General features: G+C 37.2%; 17 protein-coding genes and 2 pseudogenes. 17 read left to right on the top strand and 2 right to left on the bottom strand.

Annotated elements, in window-relative coordinates:
- The first annotated feature begins 10 nt into the window (after nucleotides 1–10).
- Genes IGL98_RS08995 through IGL98_RS09005 form a run of 3 tightly spaced genes read left to right on the top strand, consistent with a single transcriptional unit; the run spans nucleotide 11 to nucleotide 3,376 of the window.
- Nucleotides 11–1,897, top strand: a complete 1,887-nt coding sequence (locus IGL98_RS08995; protein ID WP_206842439.1) for an ABC-F family ATP-binding cassette domain-containing protein — start codon at nucleotides 11–13, stop codon at nucleotides 1,895–1,897.
- A 12-nt stretch (nucleotides 1,898–1,909) separates the two neighbouring features.
- Nucleotides 1,910–2,857, top strand: a complete 948-nt coding sequence (locus tag IGL98_RS09000) for a thymidylate synthase (RefSeq protein WP_206842440.1) — start codon at nucleotides 1,910–1,912, stop codon at nucleotides 2,855–2,857.
- Between the two features lie 18 nt (nucleotides 2,858–2,875).
- Entirely contained in the window at nucleotides 2,876–3,376 is a 501-nt protein-coding gene (locus IGL98_RS09005; RefSeq protein WP_206842441.1) for a dihydrofolate reductase, read from the top strand.
- Nucleotides 3,377–3,446: 70 nt separating this feature from the next.
- Here the strand turns inward: IGL98_RS09005 and lexA are convergent, their stop codons facing one another.
- Nucleotides 3,447–4,067 carry a transcriptional repressor LexA gene (gene lexA / locus IGL98_RS09010; protein ID WP_206842443.1) on the bottom strand — a complete coding sequence of 207 codons (621 nt, stop codon included), beginning with the start codon at nucleotides 4,065–4,067 and terminating at the stop codon, nucleotides 3,447–3,449.
- A 306-nt stretch (nucleotides 4,068–4,373) separates the two neighbouring features.
- Between lexA and IGL98_RS09015 the strand changes: the two genes are divergently transcribed.
- The 3 genes from IGL98_RS09015 to IGL98_RS09025 all read left to right on the top strand — a co-directional run bounded on the left by IGL98_RS09015 (nucleotide 4,374) and on the right by IGL98_RS09025 (nucleotide 7,958).
- Nucleotides 4,374–4,616 (top strand): DUF896 family protein, encoded by a 243-nt coding sequence (locus IGL98_RS09015; protein ID WP_069654912.1) that lies wholly within the window; start codon nucleotides 4,374–4,376, stop codon nucleotides 4,614–4,616.
- Nucleotides 4,617–4,714: 98 nt separating this feature from the next.
- Complete coding sequence (tkt, locus tag IGL98_RS09020) at nucleotides 4,715–6,709, top strand: transketolase (RefSeq protein WP_206842444.1); 1,995 nt, start codon at nucleotides 4,715–4,717, stop codon at nucleotides 6,707–6,709.
- 391 nt (nucleotides 6,710–7,100) lie between these two features.
- Nucleotides 7,101–7,958, top strand: coding sequence for a glucosaminidase domain-containing protein (locus IGL98_RS09025; RefSeq protein ID WP_206842446.1), 858 nt, complete (start codon nucleotides 7,101–7,103; stop codon nucleotides 7,956–7,958).
- A gap of 57 nt (nucleotides 7,959–8,015) precedes the next feature.
- Here the strand turns inward: IGL98_RS09025 and IGL98_RS09030 are convergent, their stop codons facing one another.
- The gene (locus tag IGL98_RS09030; RefSeq protein ID WP_206912150.1) at nucleotides 8,016–9,011 is read right to left on the bottom strand and encodes a 4-hydroxy-3-methylbut-2-enyl diphosphate reductase; all 996 of its coding nucleotides are present in this window, start codon (nucleotides 9,009–9,011) and stop codon (nucleotides 8,016–8,018) included.
- Between the two features lie 188 nt (nucleotides 9,012–9,199).
- On the opposite strand from IGL98_RS09030, the gene cysK reads away from it, so the two are divergent.
- The 11 genes and pseudogenes from cysK to IGL98_RS09085 all read left to right on the top strand — a co-directional run bounded on the left by cysK (nucleotide 9,200) and on the right by IGL98_RS09085 (nucleotide 20,233).
- The gene (gene cysK / locus IGL98_RS09035) at nucleotides 9,200–10,129 is read left to right on the top strand and encodes a cysteine synthase A (protein ID WP_206912151.1); all 930 of its coding nucleotides are present in this window, start codon (nucleotides 9,200–9,202) and stop codon (nucleotides 10,127–10,129) included.
- Nucleotides 10,130–10,326: 197 nt separating this feature from the next.
- Complete coding sequence (gene perR, locus IGL98_RS09040) at nucleotides 10,327–10,764, top strand: peroxide-responsive transcriptional repressor PerR (RefSeq protein WP_069644701.1); 438 nt, start codon at nucleotides 10,327–10,329, stop codon at nucleotides 10,762–10,764.
- A gap of 13 nt (nucleotides 10,765–10,777) precedes the next feature.
- Nucleotides 10,778–11,158 carry a RidA family protein gene (locus IGL98_RS09045; RefSeq protein WP_206842450.1) on the top strand — a complete coding sequence of 127 codons (381 nt, stop codon included), beginning with the start codon at nucleotides 10,778–10,780 and terminating at the stop codon, nucleotides 11,156–11,158.
- A 254-nt stretch (nucleotides 11,159–11,412) separates the two neighbouring features.
- Nucleotides 11,413–12,762 carry an FAD-dependent oxidoreductase gene (locus IGL98_RS09050; protein WP_206842452.1) on the top strand — a complete coding sequence of 450 codons (1,350 nt, stop codon included), beginning with the start codon at nucleotides 11,413–11,415 and terminating at the stop codon, nucleotides 12,760–12,762.
- A gap of 122 nt (nucleotides 12,763–12,884) precedes the next feature.
- Complete coding sequence (locus tag IGL98_RS09055; RefSeq protein ID WP_206842453.1) at nucleotides 12,885–13,535, top strand: YczE/YyaS/YitT family protein; 651 nt, start codon at nucleotides 12,885–12,887, stop codon at nucleotides 13,533–13,535.
- A 462-nt stretch (nucleotides 13,536–13,997) separates the two neighbouring features.
- Nucleotides 13,998–14,737 (top strand): annotated as a pseudogene (locus IGL98_RS09060) (adhesive domain-containing protein).
- Nucleotides 14,622–14,960, top strand: coding sequence for an Ig-like domain-containing protein (locus IGL98_RS09065; RefSeq protein ID WP_242590208.1), 339 nt, complete (start codon nucleotides 14,622–14,624; stop codon nucleotides 14,958–14,960). Before IGL98_RS09060 ends, IGL98_RS09065 begins: the two are co-directional and overlap by 116 nt.
- Before the next feature lie 32 nt (nucleotides 14,961–14,992).
- A pseudogene (locus IGL98_RS09070) lies at nucleotides 14,993–15,091 on the top strand (hypothetical protein); the annotation flags it as partial.
- A complete protein-coding gene (locus IGL98_RS09075; RefSeq protein ID WP_242590209.1) occupies nucleotides 15,092–17,305 on the top strand; it encodes an Ig-like domain-containing protein in 2,214 nt (737 codons plus the stop codon).
- Nucleotides 17,306–17,502: 197 nt separating this feature from the next.
- Nucleotides 17,503–18,432 carry a homoserine O-acetyltransferase MetA gene (gene metA / locus IGL98_RS09080; RefSeq protein WP_206842455.1) on the top strand — a complete coding sequence of 310 codons (930 nt, stop codon included), beginning with the start codon at nucleotides 17,503–17,505 and terminating at the stop codon, nucleotides 18,430–18,432.
- A 445-nt stretch (nucleotides 18,433–18,877) separates the two neighbouring features.
- Nucleotides 18,878–20,233, top strand: coding sequence for a citrate transporter (locus IGL98_RS09085; RefSeq protein ID WP_206912152.1), 1,356 nt, complete (start codon nucleotides 18,878–18,880; stop codon nucleotides 20,231–20,233).
- Nucleotides 20,234–20,236: the final 3 nt, after the last annotated feature.

Here is a 20,236-nt window from a genome sequence, read left to right on the forward strand (position 1 = left end):
GCGTGAGCAGATGAATGAGTTAAAAGTAAATGAATTGACTAAGACATATGGCGAGAAAACATTATTTGATCACATTTCTTTCCATATTCATGATAAAGACCGAATTGGATTGATCGGTACAAACGGAACAGGGAAAACGAGCTTATTAAATATTCTTGCAGGTAAAGATAGCGGAGATGGAGATGTCGGAGCGATTCAACAACCAAATGATTACCAAATTGGTTATCTTTCTCAAGACCAAGAATTTGATCCTGAACTAACTGTGGTAGAAGCAGTCTTTCAAGGGGAAACACCCATTATCCAAGCGGTGAAAAATTATGAATTAGCCTTGCTTGCATTGGCAGATGATGGACTTAGTGAAACGGCTCAAAAACAATATGCCCAAGCGGAAGAACGAATGAATAAAGAAGACGCCTGGACAGCCGACACTGATGCCAAAATCATTTTACAAAAATTAGGGATTGAAACCCTTCATAAAAAAATGGGTGAATTATCTGGTGGACAAAAGAAACGTGTTAGCCTAGCCCAAGTATTGATTGAATCACCTGATTTGTTGTTACTAGATGAACCTACAAACCATTTAGATTACGAAGCAATCAGCTGGCTGGAAAGCTTTTTAAACGGATATCGCGGTGCTATCTTAATGGTGACTCATGATCGTTATTTTCTAGATCGAGTAACAAATCGAATCTTTGAGTTATCTTTTGGAAAGCTATATGAATATAAAGGCAATTATGAAGCATACATCATTGCTAAAGCGGAACGCGAACGTGTTGGTGTAGAGCAAGAAGAAAAAAGAAAGCAACTTTATAAGCAAGAGCTAGAGTGGATGCGTGCTGGTGTAAAAGCACGCGGAACAAAACAACAGGCTCGACAAGATCGCTTCCATGATCTTAAAGAAAACCTCCATCAAGTCAACCAAAAAGGTCAATTGGAAATTGATGTCGCGACACAAAGATTAGGGAAAAAAGTTTTAGAGATCAAAGACGGAAATTATCAAATCGAACATAAAACGATTCTAAAAGAATTTGATCTGCTTATTCAAGCAAAGGATCGTATTGGGATTACTGGTAAAAACGGTGCAGGAAAATCAACATTATTAAATATTTTGGCGGGTCGTTTAGATTTGGATAGTGGAATTTACTCAATAGGTGAAACAGTTAACCTAGCTTACTATACGCAACAAAATGAAGCGATGGATCCAAACCAACGCATGATTTCTTATTTGCAAGAAGCAGCAGAGCAAGTAAAACGAACTGATGGAACAAACATTGGTGTTGCTGAATTACTGGAAAGATTTTTATTTCCTCGCTTTATGCATGGGACAGTAATCGGCAAACTATCTGGTGGCGAAAAACGTCGTTTGTATTTATTAAAATTATTGATTGGTCAGCCAAATGTGTTATTATTGGACGAACCCACAAATGATCTGGATATTGATACCTTAACGATTTTAGAAGATTACATCCAAACGTTTAAGGGCGCTGTGATCGCAGTTTCACATGACCGTTATTTTCTTGATAAAACAATGGATAAATTACTTGTTTTTCAAGGTGCAGGTCAAATCACAATTTACTATGGTTCAATGAGTGAGTATTTAAATGTGAATAAAGAACAGGCAAAAAAAGTGATTAAAACTGAAACAAAATCTCCAAAGGAAATGGAGAAGAAAGAAAAAACAAAATTGACCTACATGGAACAAAAAGAGTGGGAAACAATCGAAACAGATATCGCGCAACTTGAAGAGCGTACAGCACAACTGACTGAAGAGATGAATCATCAAGGAGATGATTTTACAAAACTGCAACAACTTCAAACAGAGCTGTTTACACTAGAACAAGAGCTTGAAACAAAAATGGAACGTTGGGAATATCTAAGTGAATTTGCAGAAAATTAGGAGGCATAAACTATGGAAGAAGCATATTTATCATTAGGCCGTAAAATTTTAGAGGAAGGTCACCTTAAAGAAGATCGTACAGGTACAGGGACTAGAAGTATTTTTGGTCATCAAATGCGTTTCGATTTGTCCGAAGGCTTCCCTTTATTAACAACAAAACGAGTACCGTTCGGCTTAATTAAAAGCGAACTTTTATGGTTTTTAAATGGTGATACGAACATTCGCTATCTCCTGCAACACAACAATCATATTTGGGACGAATGGGCTTTTGAGCGTTACATCAAAAGTGAAGATTACAAGGGGCCTGATATGACTGATTTTGGTCGACGAATTCTTACTGATGAAGCTTTTAAGGAAAGTTATGAAAAAGAGCACAAAGAATTCTGTAATACTATTTTATCAGATGATGATTTTGCGGCTAAATATGGTGAATTAGGCAATATTTATGGTGCTCAGTGGCGCCATTGGGAAACCAAAGATGGTGGTTTTATCGATCAATTGAAAAACGTTATTGAAATGATTAAAAAAACGCCAGACTCCAGACGTTTGATCGTGTCAGCATGGAATCCAGAAGATGTTCCATCAATGGCTTTGCCACCTTGCCATACGATGTTTCAATTTTATGTAAATGATGGGAAATTAAGTTGTCAACTATATCAGCGCAGTGGTGATGTTTTCCTTGGTGTACCTTTTAATATTGCAAGTTATGCATTATTAACTCACTTGATTGCTCATGAAACAGGTTTAGAAGTAGGCGATTTTGTTCATACTTTGGGAGATGCTCATTTATACACTAATCACATCGATCAAATGAATGAACAGCTTGCAAGAGAAATTCGCTCTTTTCCTACATTAAAATTGAATAAAGATAAAAAATCAGTTTTTGATTTTGAAATGGATGATATTGTAATCGAAGGGTACGATCCGCATCCTGCAATCAAAGCACCAATAGCCGTTTAATTCGAAAGGAGTTCTCCAATGTTAGCAGCCATATGGGCACAAGATGAGCAAGGTACGATCGGTAAAGAAAATCGCTTACCTTGGCATTTGCCAAATGATTTGAAATTTTTTAAACAAATGACTGAAGACAACACCATCGTTATGGGGCGAAAAACCTTTGAGGGGATGGGCGGTCGGCCGTTACCAAACCGTCAAACGATTGTTCTAACTAGAGACAAAGAGTATCATGCAAAAGGGGTCATTGTATTTCATACTGTAGAAGAAGTTCGTGAGTATGCCAAAAATTTCTCTGGCATTACATTTATTGCAGGTGGTTCTGCAGTATACGAAGATTTTTTACCTTATTGTGATGTGTTGTATCGTACAGTTATCCATCATTCATTTGATGGAGATACGAAATTTCCTGCTGTTGTTTGGGATGATTGGACATTGATCAATTTAAGCGCAGGAGAACAAGACGAAAAAAATAGCTATGCATATCAGTTTGAGACGTATCAGCGAAAAGTCGCTGCAGATTAACAAATCTTGTCAGAGTTTAAACGAAGAAATAACAAAAAAACATACTTTTATTAGTATGTTTTTTTGTTATTTAAATATGATTGCGGTAAAGTCCAACAACTTTTCCTAAAATACTTACGTTGTTCAAAATAATTGGGTCTAATGCATCATTTTCCGGTTGTAAACGAATATGATCTGTCTCTTTAAAGAATCGTTTACATGTCGCTTCGTCTTCATCAGTCATGGCAATCACGATATCGCCATTTGATGCAGCACTTTGTTTGCGAACAATAACCTGATCGCCGTCTAAAATACCTGCATTGATCATACTTTCACCTCTAATAGTCAGCATGAATAATGCATTTTCTTCTGCTACTAGATCAGGTGGTAGAGGGAAAAAGTCAGAGGCTTCTTCTACAGCTAATATAGGCTCACCGGCCGTAACAACGCCAAGCATCGGGATGACTGTCGGTTTTACACCTATTCTGTCCAGACCATCTGCGGTCAATTCAATTGCTCTTGGTTTTGTAGGGTCACGCAAAATGAGTCCTTTTTTCTCTAAACGAGCCAAATGTCCATGAACCGTCGAGGTTGAGGAAAGATCAACTGCTTTTCCAATTTCTCTTACGGTTGGTGGATAACCTTTAAGTTCAACCTGTTCATATATATATTTCAATACTTCGATTTGTCTTGTGTCTGTACGTTTCACCACAACCCGCACCTTCTTTCGATTTATATTTTCAGTGTACCATAGTTTTATATAGGAATCAAACAAGCGTTCGTGTTTTTTTAAAAAGTATTTATGCTCAAATTTTTGATAAAAAAGACTAAGGCAAGAAACTGGATTTTCTTTAAATAAACGTAATCGTTCCATATTTTTATACGAATATAGTTGTATTTTTGGTGCTCATCTTATAAGATAGACATGGAAAGTAAACTTGTCTAGTTGCATGGGTCCGCCTTTTGTAAAAAGGTTGGATGGGCCTGATCAGCTTTTAAAATAAGGAGGCAAAAATATATGTTATCGTCAGAGAAAATGAATCGCATCAATGAACTTGCAAAAAAAGCGAAAGAAAATGAATTAACTGAGAAAGAAAAAGAAGAGCAAAAAGTCCTTCGCCAAGAATATCTAGCAGCTTTTCGTGGCGGTATGCGTCATCATATCGAAGGGATGAAAGTAGTTGATCCTAAAGGAAATGATGTAACACCAGAGAAACTGAAAGAGATTCAAAAGGCAAAAGGTTTGCACAACAGAAAATAATTTTAGTTTTTTTTACTAAAAGTAATTGCTTTCATAAACGAAATACGATAAAATATAGTTAATAAAGGTAAAAAAAACCTAAATAGGAGATGATTTTTTTGTTCGACAACACTGATCAGTTAGGCGTCAATACAGTTCGTACATTGAGTATCGAAGCAGTTCAAAAAGCAAACTCAGGACACCCAGGATTACCAATGGGTGCAGCACCTATGGCTTATGCACTTTGGACAAAACACTTGAAAGTAAACCCAAAAACATCAAGGAATTGGGTAGATAGAGACCGTTTTATTCTTTCTGCTGGTCATGGTTCTGCAATGCTTTATAGCTTACTACACTTAGCGGGCTATGGTGTCACAATTGATGATCTGAAAAGTTTCCGTCAATGGGATAGCAAGACTCCTGGGCATCCAGAAGTACATCATACAGATGGTGTTGAAGCGACAACTGGTCCTTTAGGCCAAGGAATTGCAATGGCTGTTGGTATGGCGATGGCTGAAGCGCACACTGCTGCAACCTATAATCGTGATAGTTTCCCCATTATTGATCATTATACGTATGCATTATGTGGTGATGGTGACTTGATGGAAGGTGTTTCTCAAGAAGCAAGTTCTATGGCTGGCCATATGAAATTAGGCAAGCTGATTGTGTTATACGATTCAAATGATATCTCTTTAGATGGCCCAACATCCAAAGCTTTCACAGAAAATGTTGGTGCTCGCTATGAAGCTTATGGTTGGCAACATATCTTAGTAAAAGATGGCAATGATTTAGAAGCGATTTCTAAAGCAATTGAAGCCGCAAAAGCTGAATTAGATAAACCAACACTGATTGAAGTCAAAACGGTCATCGGTTATGGCGCTCCAAAAGAAGGCACATCTTCTGTTCATGGTGCACCGATCGGAGCAGAAGGAATTACGGCTGCTAAGGCTGTTTATGGTTGGGAATATCCTGATTTTACAGTTCCAGATGAAGTCGCTGCTCGCTTTAAAGAAACAATGATCGAAGAAGGCGCAAAAGCTGAAGATAAATGGAACAATATGTTTGCAAACTATACAAAAGAACATCCTGAGTTGGCTAAACAATTTAAACAAGCGTTCGCCGATGAACTTCCTGAAAACTGGGATAGTGAATTGCCTACATATGAAGTTAGATCAAGTGCAGCTAGCCGTGTTACGAGTAAAGAGACAATTCAAGCAATTTCTAAATCTGTACCAGGTTTCTGGGGTGGTTCTGCAGACTTGTCTGCTTCAAATAATACAATGGTTGCAGCAGAAAAAGATTTTGAGCCTGGTCAGTACGAAGGCCGTAATATTTGGTTTGGTGTTCGTGAATTTGCTATGGCAGCTGCAATGAATGGGATTCAATTACACGGGGGAAGCCGTGTTTATGGTGGAACATTCTTCGTCTTTACTGATTATTTACGTCCTGCAGTGCGTTTAGCAGCGATCCAAAATACTCCTGTAACTTATGTATTGACTCATGATTCAGTGGCAGTTGGCGAAGATGGCCCAACGCATGAGCCTGTCGAACAATTAGCAAGTATCCGTTGCATGCCAGGTGTACAAGTTATTCGTCCAGCTGATGGTAACGAAACAGTTGCTGCATGGAAAATCGCAATGACAACAAAAGATGCTCCTACAATCTTAGTTCTAAGTCGTCAAAACTTACCAGTTATTGAAGGCACAAAAGAAAACGCAGGTGAGCTTGTTCAAAAAGGTGCTTATGTGATTTCTAAACAAAAAGGTGAAAAACCAGAAGGAATCTTGATTGCGACAGGTTCAGAAGTGAACTTAGCAATCGAAGCACAAAAAGCATTAGCTGAACAAGGAAAAGATGTTTCGGTTGTTTCGATGCCAAGTTTTGATTTATTTGAAAAACAAACATCAGAATACAAAGAATCTGTTTTACCTAAAGATGTGACTAAGCGAGTTGCCATCGAAGCTGCTTCACCATTTGGTTGGGAACGTTATGTCGGAACTGCCGGCACAACAGTAACGATAAATCACTTTGGGGCTTCAGCTCCTGGCGATCTAGTATTGAAAGAATTCGGTTTTACAGTTGAAAATGTAGTGTCAAAATATAATAATTTATAAAAAATAAAAAAAGTAGATGTTCACATTTCGTGAATTTCTACTTTTTTACTATAACAAGGCACTCCAACTAAACCAGATCAACAATCTTGCAATTCGACTCAAGCCATTTTGTGATTTTTTCTGTAATATGAAAGTAATAATTGTAATATTATTTTTAATTATTAAAAAAAGTTAATAAACGAAGGATAAAGGTATTTATAGAAAAAAATGCATCTGAATAATAGACACTATGTAAAACGGATGAAACAAATATTGAAGCAATCAATAAAACAAAAATTTCAGCTGGATTACACTCACTTTAAAACTTCAAATTTCAGGAGTAAATAATTGTTTATAAAAAAATCCCCGAGTAGAATGATGATATGATGTTCTATTGAGGAGGAACAAGTGAATGAACGAGATCAAAACAAGAAGTAGTAGGCACCAACAAAAAGAACATAAAATTAACCGCAAACGGGTTGCGTCTGTGGTAGGAACTTCCTTAGTATTTCTTCCGATTGCAGGAAGTTTATTGCCTTTAGGTGCTCAAGCAACAGAAGTTGAAGCACAAGGGGAAGTTTCACAACAAGCATTTATTGATTCTATTGGATATTCAGCAGCTTCTGTTGCTGACGCTAACGATTTATACGCATCTGTTATGATTGCACAAGCATTATTAGAAAGTAGTTACGGTACTTCAGGTTTAGCCGCAGCTCCGAATTATAATTTATTTGGTGTAAAGGGAAGTTATGGCGGACAAACAGTTTATATGCCTACTTCAGAATATTTGAATGGCCAATGGGTAACAGTGACTGAACCATTTAGAAGTTATCCATCGTATACTGAGTCATTTCAAGATCACGCTAATGTTCTTAAAACAACGTTAGCTTCTAGCGGAAACTATCATTACTCTGGTGTTTGGAAAAGTAATACGACTAGCTACATGGACGCTACAGCAGCTTTGGCTGGCCGCTATGCCACAGATCCCAATTATGCTGGGAAACTAAACTGGTTGATTGCTGCATATGGTTTAACTGCCTATGATAGTGGAAATACAGCGACAGCTGTAACGAGTGAAAGTTCAGTAACGGATCAATCTGCTATTGGACAAAGTAGTGCAACAACCACAGCTCAAACCTATACTGTAGCTTCTGGAGATACTCTATGGGGAATTGCCGAAAGATTCGGTATCTCTGTTGACCAACTTATGGCATCAAATGGTATAACTGCTGAGTTGATCACTGTAGGACAAGTGTTACAAGTTGCATAAAGAAAAGCTTCCAACAATCTGTTATGAAAACGACGGATTGTTGGAAGCTTTATTTTTTTATCGTTTGCCTGATCGCAACTCTTGTAAACGTCGCTCACGATTTTTAGTCAGGTCCTTTATTCTAGGTCTAGGTAAAATCGCTTCAGCAGTTATGCTTGAATGTTTGATATGTGTTGTAGAATCATTTGCATCAAACTGTTTTAAATAGTCAATAACTTCTCTGACAATTTGGGTAGGGGTAGAAGCACCAGCTGTCACGGCTACTTGTTCGACATCAATTAACCATGTAGCATCGATTTGTGAAACATCAGATATCCGATGAGCAGGAACACCTGCCTGCTCGATAGAAACTTGAGCTAAGCGATTACTATTATTACTTTTTGGATCGCCAACAACAATCGTCAAATCACACCCTTGAGCTTGCTCAACGACCGCTTCTTGACGAACTTGGGTAGCTTTGCAGATGTCTTTATGAATAAGCACGTGAGGATATTTTTCTTGAATCGAATCCATCAAATCACTAACGTCCCATTGACTCATAGTTGTTTGGTTAGTCACAAAAATTTTATCAGCAGCTAACTTCAAAGCAGCAATATCAGCTAGATTGGCAACTAAATGAACATGTTCCGGAGAAACGCCTAGCGCTCCTTCAGGTTCAGGGTGATTTTTTTTTCCAATATATATAATTTCATAACCTTTGGACACTTTTTCAGCGATTAGTTCATGTGTAATCATCACGTCAGGACAAGTCGCATCAATAACAGTTAATCCCTTTTCCACCGCTAGTTCTTTTACTTTGGGTGAAGTTCCATGAGCTGTAAAAATAACGGTTCCCTGATCGACTTGAGATAGAATATCTTCCCGGTTATCGCCCTCTAAGGTATGGATTCCAATACTTTCAAAAGCATCAGTTACATGTTTATTATGAACGATCATCCCTAAAATATAGATTGGTCGTGGTAAATTTTCATCCAGAGAAGCATTTCTGGCAATAACCATTGCGTCAACAACACCATAACAATAGCCTCGTGGACTAATATTTTTAATTTTCATAAATGACGTAACTCCTATTTACTAAATTTAAAGTCCTCTCTACTATACAACATTTTTATTAAAAATGTATAAAGAGTTTGTAGCAATTAGGATACATTAGCAAAATGATAGCCAGATGAAGCGATATGAGCTATTATAAACACAAGAAAGTTTTTGCTTATACGAATACTAAAATGGAGGAATGGATCATGACTCAAATTTTTAATTCTGTTACTGAATTAATAGGTAAGACACCTATAGTAAAATTAGGACGTATTGTCCCGGATGGAGCAGCTGATATTTTTGTGAAACTTGAATTTTTCAATCCTGGGGGAAGCGTAAAAGACCGAATTGCATTAAGTATGATCGAAAAAGCTGAAAAAAACGGACAACTTAAAACAGGTGATACAATCGTAGAACCAACAAGCGGAAACACTGGTATCGGTTTAGCGATGGTCGGTGCTGCAAAGGGATATAATGTCGTAATTGTTATGCCGGATACAATGAGTATCGAACGCAGAAAATTAATGCAAGCGTATGGGGCTGAGTTATTGTTAACACCTGGTGCTGAAGGGATGAAAGGAGCAATTGCTAAAGCCACAGAACTGTCAGAAAAAGATGGTTACTTTATGCCTATGCAGTTTGATAATCCTGCTAATCCAGAAGCACATGAAAAAACAACTGGAAAAGAAATCCAAGATGTCTTTGGACCAGCTGGTTTGGATGCTTTTGTTGCTGGAATTGGGACTGGTGGAACAATAACCGGAGTCGGGAAAGAATTAAAAAGAGTCTATCCAAAAATTTCAATTGTTGCCGTTGAGCCAACAGAATCACCTGTTCTGGAAGGTGGAGCTCCTGGTCCACATAAAATCCAAGGAATCGGTGCGGGTTTCATTCCTAAAGTTTTAGATACAGAGATATATGGGAAAGTAATTGCGGTACCTAGTGAAGATGCAATGGAAACAGCGCGACAATTAGCTGTTAAAGAAGGATTATTAGTCGGGATATCGGCAGGAGCAGCTGTCCATGCTGCAATTCAAGTAGCTAAAGAATTAGGTGCTGAAAAGAAAGTGTTGACTGTTATCCCTGATAACGGCGAACGGTATCTTTCAACTGCACTATATAATTTTTCTGAATAGTTTATTTAAAAAAGGAAGCGTAGAGTTACGACTTCCTTTTTTATCGTGCTTAACTAACCCAAAAAGTATGTAATATTTTTCAAATTCACAGAAAACAGCGATAAACATGATATTTCCTATACTATTTATACAATTATTCTTGTCAAGATAGATTAGAAATAGTATCATTTAAGAAAGAAGACTGGGAGGGGAACTAAATGGACAATATATTGGTAAAGAATGCACTTGAAGAATTAAAAGAAGCCAATATTCGTATTACTCCTCAAAGATATGCGATTTTAGAATATCTCATTGAGAATCATAGTCATCCAACAGCAGATGAAATTTATCGTTCACTAGAAGATCGTTTTCCAAATATGAGTGTTGCGACTGTTTATAATAATTTACGCTTGTTTACTGATATTGGTTTTGTTCAAGAGATGAATTATGGGGACGCGTCTAGCCGTTTTGATTTCAGTTCCAAAAAACATTATCATGCGATCTGTCAGAATTGTGGTAAAATCGTCGATTTCCATTATCCAGGCTTGGAAGATGTAGAGATGGCAGCAAGTAAATTGACTGGATTTGAAATTAATGAACATAGGTTAGAATTATATGGTCTATGTCCGGACTGTCAAAAAGCAAAAAAAGAATGAAATGAGGGATAAAATGAAATCAATCCAAACAGATAAAGCACCAAAAGCGATCGGACCTTATGTACAAGGAAACATTGTAAATGGCTTATTATTTGCTTCAGGTCAAGTTCCTTTAAGTCCTGAAACCGGAGAAGTTGTTGGTACTACAATAGGAGAACAAGCAGAACAAGTTCTTAAAAATATTGCAGCAATTTTAGAAGAAGTTGGCAGTGACTTTGACCATGTTGTCAAAACAACATGCTTTTTAAAGAATATGAACGATTTTGCAGCTTTCAATGACGTTTACGCAGGAGCATTTACAAATCAATTACCCGCTCGTTCGGCCGTTGAAGTAGCCCGCTTACCAAAAGATGTTCTTATTGAAATAGAAATTATTGCTGCAGTAAATGAATAGCAATTTATTTTCACAAGCTAAGAAATTAACTTTTCTCAGCTTTTTTTATTGTAAAAACAGCATTTTAAATTAATTTCCAGGTCATATAGATGAAAATCGGGTTAAGAAAGGAAGAGTTTGTGAAAAAATAAGTTAGCGATTCACAAGCAAAGAACTCGAATATGGGTTTCTACTTTGTTATATTTTTAGTATACCAATAGATTCATATTGGGTTTGTTGGTGAAAAATTTAACTTGAAAGAAGGGATTTACAAAATGAAAGTCGTAGTCGTAGGATGTACGCATGCAGGAACAGCTGCAGTCAAAAGTATTTTAACAAATCACCCAAACGCGGAGGTAACCGTTTATGAGCGAAATGATAATGTATCGTTTCTATCATGCGGGATTGCTTTATACGTTGGAGGAGTAGTGAAGGAGGCTAGCAGCTTATTCTATTCAAGTCCTGAAGAACTAGCGTCTCTGGGTGCTACAGTTAAAATGGAACATGAAGTCAAAACAATCGATGTTGATAATAAAACAGTCACTGCAAAAGATTTACACACTGGTATTGAAGAAACCATCTCATATGATAAATTAGTAATGACAACTGGTTCATGGCCAATCATTCCGCCAATTAAAGGAATTGATGCTGAGAATATTTTATTATGTAAAAACTTTAATCAAGCAAATGTGATTATCGAACGTGCAAAAAATGCAAAAAAAGTTGTCGTTGTAGGCGGCGGATATATCGGAATCGAATTGGTGGAAGCATTTGTAGAATCTGGTAAAGAAGTTACTTTGATCGATGGTTTGGATCGTATTTTAAATAAATATTTAGATAAGCCTTTTACAGATGTTTTAGAAAAAGAACTTGTCGATCGTGGTGTAACTTTAGCGCTAGGCGAGAATGTTCAAGAATTTAAAGCTGATGCAAGTGGACATGTGAATAAAGTAATTACTCCTAGTCAAGAATTCGAAGCGGATATGGTTATTATGTGTGTTGGGTTCAGTCCGAATACAACCTTACTTAAAGATAAAGTAGATATGTTACCTAATGGCGCTATTGTGGTTGATAAGTTTATGAGATCAAGCAATCCTGATATTCTTGCTGCTGGTGATAGTGCAGTTGTACACTATAATCCAAGTAATACGACTAATTATATTCCACTAGCGACAAATGCTGTTCGTCAAGGTATGTTAGTGGGTTACAATTTAACCGAAGAAAAACTTGCTTATCGTGGGACACAAGGAACATCTGGTCTATATTTATTTGGCTGGAAAATCGGTTCAACAGGTGTTACATTAGAAAGTGCAAAAATGAACAACTTAGATGTAGATGCAACACAATTTGAGGATAACTACCGTCCAGAATTCATGCCAACAACTGAAAATGTCATGATGGAACTAGTTTATGAAAAAGGAACAAATCGTATCGTAGGAGGACAATTAATGTCTAAGTATGACATTACTCAATCAGCTAATACATTATCATTGGCTGTTCAAAATGAAATGACTGTTGAAGATCTTGCGTTATCAGATTTCTTCTTCCAGCCGCATTTTGATCGTCCTTGGAACTACTTGAACTTGTTAGCTCAAGCTGCACTAAAAGATATCGCTAAAAATTAATGAAGAAAAATAGAGTTGAATGTAAATTCAGCTCTATTTTTTTATAAAAAAAGCTTAATATTTGGTCTTTTCGCCACTTTTTTGAGATACTTAAAAGGTAAATAGAATTGAGGGGTTAGACGATGAAAGAAAATAGGAATATAAAAGAAATTATACTTCGCTCCTTGTATGCTTTAATTGGAGTAGCAATTTTAGCTTTTGGTGCGGCAACTTTACGTGTAGGTCAAGTAGGATTAGATCCATATACTGCAGCAAATATTGGTATTGGCGCTGTTCTTGGGCTCTCATTAGGTGTTTACCAACTGATTGTGAATATCATTATTCTAGGACTCGTTTTTATTTTTGGAAGAAAATACATTGGTATAGGAACCGTGATAAATATGGTCCTTACAGGTTTTTTTATTGATTTTTATACGTGGATTTACACAACGTTTTTTTCAATTAAAATCACTCTACTTTCACAAGGGCTATTACTTGTTTTTGGCGTAGTGATCTTTACTTTTGGTGCATCTTTTTATATGTCGGCAAAACTAGGGAATGCCCCATATGACGCAATTGCTCCAATTATCGTTGATCGTACTAAAGCTCAGTATCGTATAGTGAGAGTTATACAAGATATCTTTTTTGTTATTTTAGCATTTATTTTTGGAGGCCCAGTTGGTATTGGAACAGTAATAAATGCGTTTTTCACAGGACCTTTAATCGATTTCTGGAATAAAAAAGTCAGTGAGCCGATAATTGAAAAAAGTGTAAAAGAAAAAGTGAATAATTAATTAGCCGAATATATGGAAAAAAGACAAAGCAATTTAACTGCTTTGTCTTTTTTATTATTGAACTCATTCTTAGAAGGTAAAAAGTTATCACTAATAATGAGTGCGCTTACACAAACTCCTTTCAAGTATAATATATTAAACAAATAATATATTATTTATTCTTCATATCATTTAAATCAGAATAGGATTAGTATATACAAGGATTTTAAACCTTGATATAAAAGTATTTTAACGTATTTTTGTTAATTTTTTTATTATGATTTATTATTTCGTTAATAAAAATAAGGCTTAACGATTCGTATCATTTCCAAAAATATTATAAAGGTTATAAAATCCATAGGTAGAAGCTTAAATAAATTTTTATGTTGCTCACGTTTTACGAAAGGAGAGTGTCTATTGGTTTTAACAAGCTTCTAATTGTTCGCTATGTGGTATTAGGTTGAAAGTAAGAGGAGGATAATTATGAAAGATGATAAGCAGAAAAAGAAGAGCGCTAGTAAGTCAAAAAAACAAAATAAATATCGCGCATTATCATTAGTGTTAACAAGTAGCTTAGTTATTGCACCATTAACAGCCCCATTGTCATTTTATTTACCGGGAGGAATTACAGCTTCAGCTGCGATATTAGATGCAGAAATTTTATCTAATATTAGTAGTTCAAACAATAGTGGAACAAATACTGGAGCTCGTTGGGCTGCTGATGGCTCTACAAAAAATGTTGATTTTTCAATAACTGGAAGTGAGTTAGTTGGTGGTACTGTTATTGCTAGTGGAACAAAACAAGCAGTTTTAACTATTCCAAGCGAATTGAATGGACGCGTTTCTACAAACGGAGCAGCACAAATCGATACAAATATTACTTTGACTGTCGGTGATTTAACATTCTTGACGGGAACACTAAATGCAGTTAATCAATTATCTACATTATTAACAGATATTGTTGATGGTACACTGGGAAGTTTAACTGGTGTTACGTTAAATTTGACAACAGTTAATCAGAAATCGACGCTTTAAATAACCTTGAAAATTTTGGTAGTGCACAATTTAATTCTACCGCTACTCTTTCTCCAGATGGCAAATATATTCATGCCAATATCGATGGCTGTTGTAGCACCACCGGTCGTGTCAAGTACTACTGGAACTTCTGCGACTGGTTATACAGTAACGGGTACAGCTACAGCGGGCGATACGATCACTATTAAAAATGCAGGTGGTACAACAATTGCATCGGGACCGGCAACAGGTGGAAACTTCTCTATCAATATCCCACAAGGCGCCGCAACAGGAAATGAAAACTTAACGGCTACAGCTTCTAATGGTGGCACTGATAGTACACCGACAGCATTTACAACACCAGCAGATGCAGTAGTAGCACCACCAGTCGTAACGAATACAACAGGACTTCTGCAACAGGCTATACGGTAACGGGTACAGCTACAGCAGGTAATACAGTTACTATTAAAAATGCAGGTGGCACAACAATTGCTTCAGGACCAGCAACAGGCGGGAACTTCTCAATCACCATTCCACAAGGTTCTGCAACTGAAAACGAACCTTTGACAGCAATTGCATCTGATGGAAGTAATAACAGTATACCGACAGCATTTACCACACCAGCAGATGCAGTAGTAGTAGCACCACCGGTAGTGACAAATACAACAGGGACTTCTGCAACTGGTTATACAATAACAGGTACTGCAACAGCAGGTAACACAGTTGATATTCGCAATGTAGGCGGGACTGTGATTGGAACGGGTACAGTTGATGGAACGGGAAACTTTACTATCACTATTCCACAAGGTCAGGCAACAGCAAGCGAATCGCTAACTGCGATTGCAAAATCAGGAACAGATGAAAGTACGCCAACGTCATTTAATACACCTGCTGATCCAATTGTTGTTGCATCGCCAGTCGTGACGAGTACAACTGGAACCTCAGCAACCGGGCATACGGTAATTGGAACTGCTACAGCGGGGAATACGGTGGATATCCGTAATGCAGGTGGGACTACAATTGGAAGCGGTATTGCCGATGGCAGTGGTAATTTTACCATTGTGATTCCTCAAGGATTGACAACTGCTAGTGAGTCATTGACTGCAGTTGCAAAAATTGGGATAAATGAAAGTATACCTACTCCGTTCACAACGCCAGCCGATCCAGTAATCATTAGTGCGCCAACGGTTGACAATGTATCAGGTACTTCTACAACTGGCTATACAGTAACAGGTACAGCGCCAGCAGGAAGTACTGTGGAAATCAAAAATACAGGTGGAGCAGTAATTGGAACAGGCGTGGCAGATGGCAGTGGTAATTATAGTGTTACGATTCCGGCAGGATCAGCTACACCAAATGAACAATTAACTGCAATAGCTAAAGATGCAGATGGAAATACGAGTCCTGGAACAGTATTCACAACACCATCAGATCCTGTTTCAATTCAAGCACCAGTTGTCACTGGGGTAACAGGAACTTCTGCTACTGGTTACACTGTAATTGGTACTGCTGTCGCTGGCGATACAGTTTCAATCAAAAAATTAAATGGAACAGTGATTGGTTCAGCTCAAGTAGATGGTAGTGGAAATTACTCAATAGTGCTTGCATCAGGCTCAGCTAGTCAACTTGAACAATTGAGAGCGATAGATTCTGACGGTGCTGGTAATCAAAGTCCTGCAACAGCGTTTACTACACCAGCAGATCCAGTATTTGTAGCAGCACCGATCATCACAAGCGTGGTAGGTGATTCTCACACAGGTTACACAGTTAAAGGTACCGCCACTTTGGGTGATTCAGTATCTCTTCGAACACTAAGTGGAACTGAAGTAGGTGTTGGAAACGTGGATGGCAATGGTAAATTCTCAATTGAGTTAGATTCTCAAGAAGTAGATCAATTGCAACAACTAAATGCAGTAGCAATTGATGATGCGCTTAACACAAGTTTACCGACACTATTTTCAATCCCAGCAGATCCTTCTTCAAGTATTGAAGCACCAATCATTGATAATGTGACCGGAACATCAAAAACGGGTTACATCGTAACTGGTAAAGCAACCGCAGGTAACAAAGTCAAAATCAGCAATGCTGCTGGTAGAGTCATCGGTTCAGGCGTTGCTGATTTAAATGGAACGTTTCTAGTTGGAGCTCCACTTGCGTTAGATGGTGAATTCGCTATTGCTTTACCTAAAGGTTCAGCAACTGAAAATGAAGCATTGAATGCAACGGCTGAAAATAACGCTGGTGATGTTAGTACAGCAACACCATTCATGACGCCGGCTGACCCCACTGTCTTTGTTGCAACGCCAATAGTCGACAGTGTAACTGGAAACTCTATGACCGGTTATACGATTAAAGGAATTGCAACACCAGGAAATGATGTAGAACTTCAAAATGCAGCAGGAGAAGTTTTAGGTGCTGGGGCTGCGAGTGAAACGGTTGGATTCGTTATCGAAATCCCAATTGGTTTCGCTGAGCCAAAAGAACTAGTTTCAGCAATTGCAAAAGATGGTGATGGTAATCAAAGTGAGCCAGCTAACTTCAAACTTCCAGCTGATCCAGGCGATGGTAACGGAAACGGTGGAAATGGCAATGGAACCGGGAATGGTAGCAACGTAGGTAATAACGGAAGCTCTGGCTTGAAAAACCTAAGCAGTACACAAAAAAATCTTCCTAATAACGGTGAAATTGTTAGTAATTGGGGAATGCTAGGTGCGTTATTACTAGGAGCGTTTGCTTTCTTCACCTTCAAACGTAATGCTAAAAAAGAAGATGAATAAAGTAATGAATTAACAAATTAACTTTCTATAAGGGTAAAACATGAGGTGGGACAGATGTCCTATCTCATGTTTTTTAGGCTGGATACTTTTATCAAGTGATCATTTTGGAAACTTGTTGTTTTCTTAGAAAGAATCTTCCTTTCTGTTCCTTTTTATCGTAAAATGAAATTAGACAAAAAGAAAGGGAGGATATACGCATGCCGATTCGTGTTCCAAAAGAACTACCAGCTATTAAAGTACTTGAAAAAGAGAAAATTTTTGTAATGGACGAAGATCGCGCCATGCACCAAGACATTCGCCCTTTGGAAATTTTAATCTTAAATTTAATGCCAAAAAAAGATGAGACGGAAGTTCAACTTTTGAGACTTCTAAGTAACACGCCATTACAAATAAATGTAGAGTTCTTACATATGAGCAGTCATGAGGCAAAAAATACATCTAGTGATCACTTGACGCGTTTTTATTATCAATTTAAAGAAGTCAAAGAAAAATTCTATGATGGTTTGATCATCACAGGAGCACCGATTGAGCATATTCCTTTTGAAGAAGTTGATTATTGGGAAGAGCTGCAGGAGATTTTCAAATGGAGTAAGTCACATGTGTTTTCTACGTTTCATATTTGTTGGGGCGCTCAAGCAGGGCTTTACCACCATCATAAAATCGATAAGTATTTCTTAGATCAAAAGTTAACGGGTATTTATGCTCATGATGTATTAATGCCAACTTGGAGTATTTTAAAAGGGTTTGACGACGTATTTTTTGCTCCACATTCTAGATACACTGGAGTCAAACGAAGCGATATAGAAAATTCCGAGGAATTAGAAATTTTGGTCGAATCACAGGAAGCAGGGCTTTTTTTAGTTGGAAATAAAAATAATCGAGCCTTTTATGCAATGGGACATTTAGAGTATGATCGCGAGACATTACAACAAGAATTTGAACGCGATCAACTAAAAGGAATTCATCCAAATCTCCCTACAAATTATTTCCCAAATGATAATATCAATGAAGTGCCGCAATTACGATGGCATATGGCTGCGTCTTTGTTATTTTCTAATTGGGTAAATTATGCCGTTTATCAAAATACACCTTATGATTTATCTACGTTACTTGATGAAGAAAAATAGTAAATAGAGCATAGTGAAAACAAACGTAAATTTTACTTTGTTTTCACTTTTTTTTATAAACTCGCTAACCACAAAAGTGCAAGCGTTACCTTTTTTTATTTATTAGGATAATTTTTGATGCATTCTTGTTCCTTTTTCGAAATTTAAACGTATTATAAGGAGAAGGAAGGAGAGTATTTACTGTTAAAATATTGAGATAGTCACTAATATTTTGATATAATTCACGAACAGTACAGTTATTTATTTTTTTTCGATAGCAGATTAAATAACTTGATAACGCTATCGAAAATTCAAAGAAACAAATTCTTGTAGTACATAACCTTCACTCGGTATTATTTTTGCTGATGTTCTAAGGTTACAAAATTTCTAGGTCTATTATAAAAAGCAATTATTGCTTATCATAAAAATGAAAATGCTTTAATTAGCTATGGTTGGAGGAATAATTATGAAATTACCTAAAAAGTTTTTGAGCGGGTTGCTACTTTCGCTGCTATTTCTTTTTTCATTTGTGCCTGCTTTTGCACAAGAGATTGATGCAATTACTGCGCCTACGGGGATAAAAGCCGTGATTGTGATCATTCCATTGATTTTAGTGTTAGTTTTATTATTTATGAAAGTAGATATGATCATCGCTGGATTTGTCGGTGGCGTTTTGGCCATGATCATTGGTGGAATTGGGTTAGAACAAGCGAACAAACAATTATTGGAAACCATCCCCATGATGTTAGGCATTACTGTACCGATTATTAATTCAGCTGTTGCGATGGCTGTATTTAAATCAGGCGGTTATTCAGCAGCACTGACTCTTGCAAAACGGGGGACAAAAGGTAAAGTAGAATATGTTTCAGCCTTTATCGTTATCCTGCTTGCAGCGGCTACTTATATGTCCGGTATCGGTGGCGGTAGCGCAATGGTGATTGCCCCATTGGCATTTGTCGCGGTTGGAGCCGTTCCCGAGTTGATTGCAGCAATGTCTCTTGCAGCAGCTGTTTCGTTCACGACATCACCAGCTTCATTAGAATCTAGTATTGTTTCAAAATTAGGAGATTTTAGTGTGGCTAAATATGTTTCAGATATGCGTCCGATTTGGTTAGTTTTTTGTGCGTTGGCTATTATTCTAGCTTTTTGGGGAACTAAACGTCGTAATATCAGTTTTAAAGAAAATAGTGATGATGAATATGCTTCAATGAGCAATAAAGCATTATTTAAGTTAACTTTACCTGCGATCTTTTTACTGTTCGCTGTAATTTTTGGTCCTGTAGTAAATGACCTTGTCGGGTTCCCATTATTGACCCCATTAGTGTATATGATATTGACACTTGCGTTGATTTTTATTTGTTCAGATTTCACATTAAATCAGTCGGTGGAAGCAATGGTAGATGGTTCAACATACATTTTGACTCGACTGTTCCAAGTAGGGATTTTTCTAGCGTTTATAAATATCATTGCTCAAACTGGAACGTTCGCTGTTATTGCAGGGATCGCTAGTTCTGCGCCTGCTTTGATCATGGTTCCTGTGGCGATTTTAACTGGAATCTTGATTGGTGTACCGGCGGGTGCATATGTTGGCTCCGTTTTGACTCTCGTTCTCCCTGTGGCCGTATCTTTAGGCTTCTCTTCAATTGAACTTGGTTTAGTTGCTGTTGGTGTTGGATTAGGTAGTCAAATGAGTTTTGTTAATATTACGATGCAAGCTTTATCATCTGGATTCCAAATTCCGATCTTAGAGGTTGTAAAAGGAAATGTTAAATGGATCAGTATTGCTTCTGTTATATTGATTGGGATTGGATTCTTTATATAGATC

Origin of the sequence: Enterococcus sp. DIV0840, assembly GCF_050527835.1 — a bacterium.
In the GTDB taxonomy this organism is placed as follows: Bacteria; Bacillota; Bacilli; order Lactobacillales; family Enterococcaceae; genus Enterococcus_L; species Enterococcus_L ureasiticus.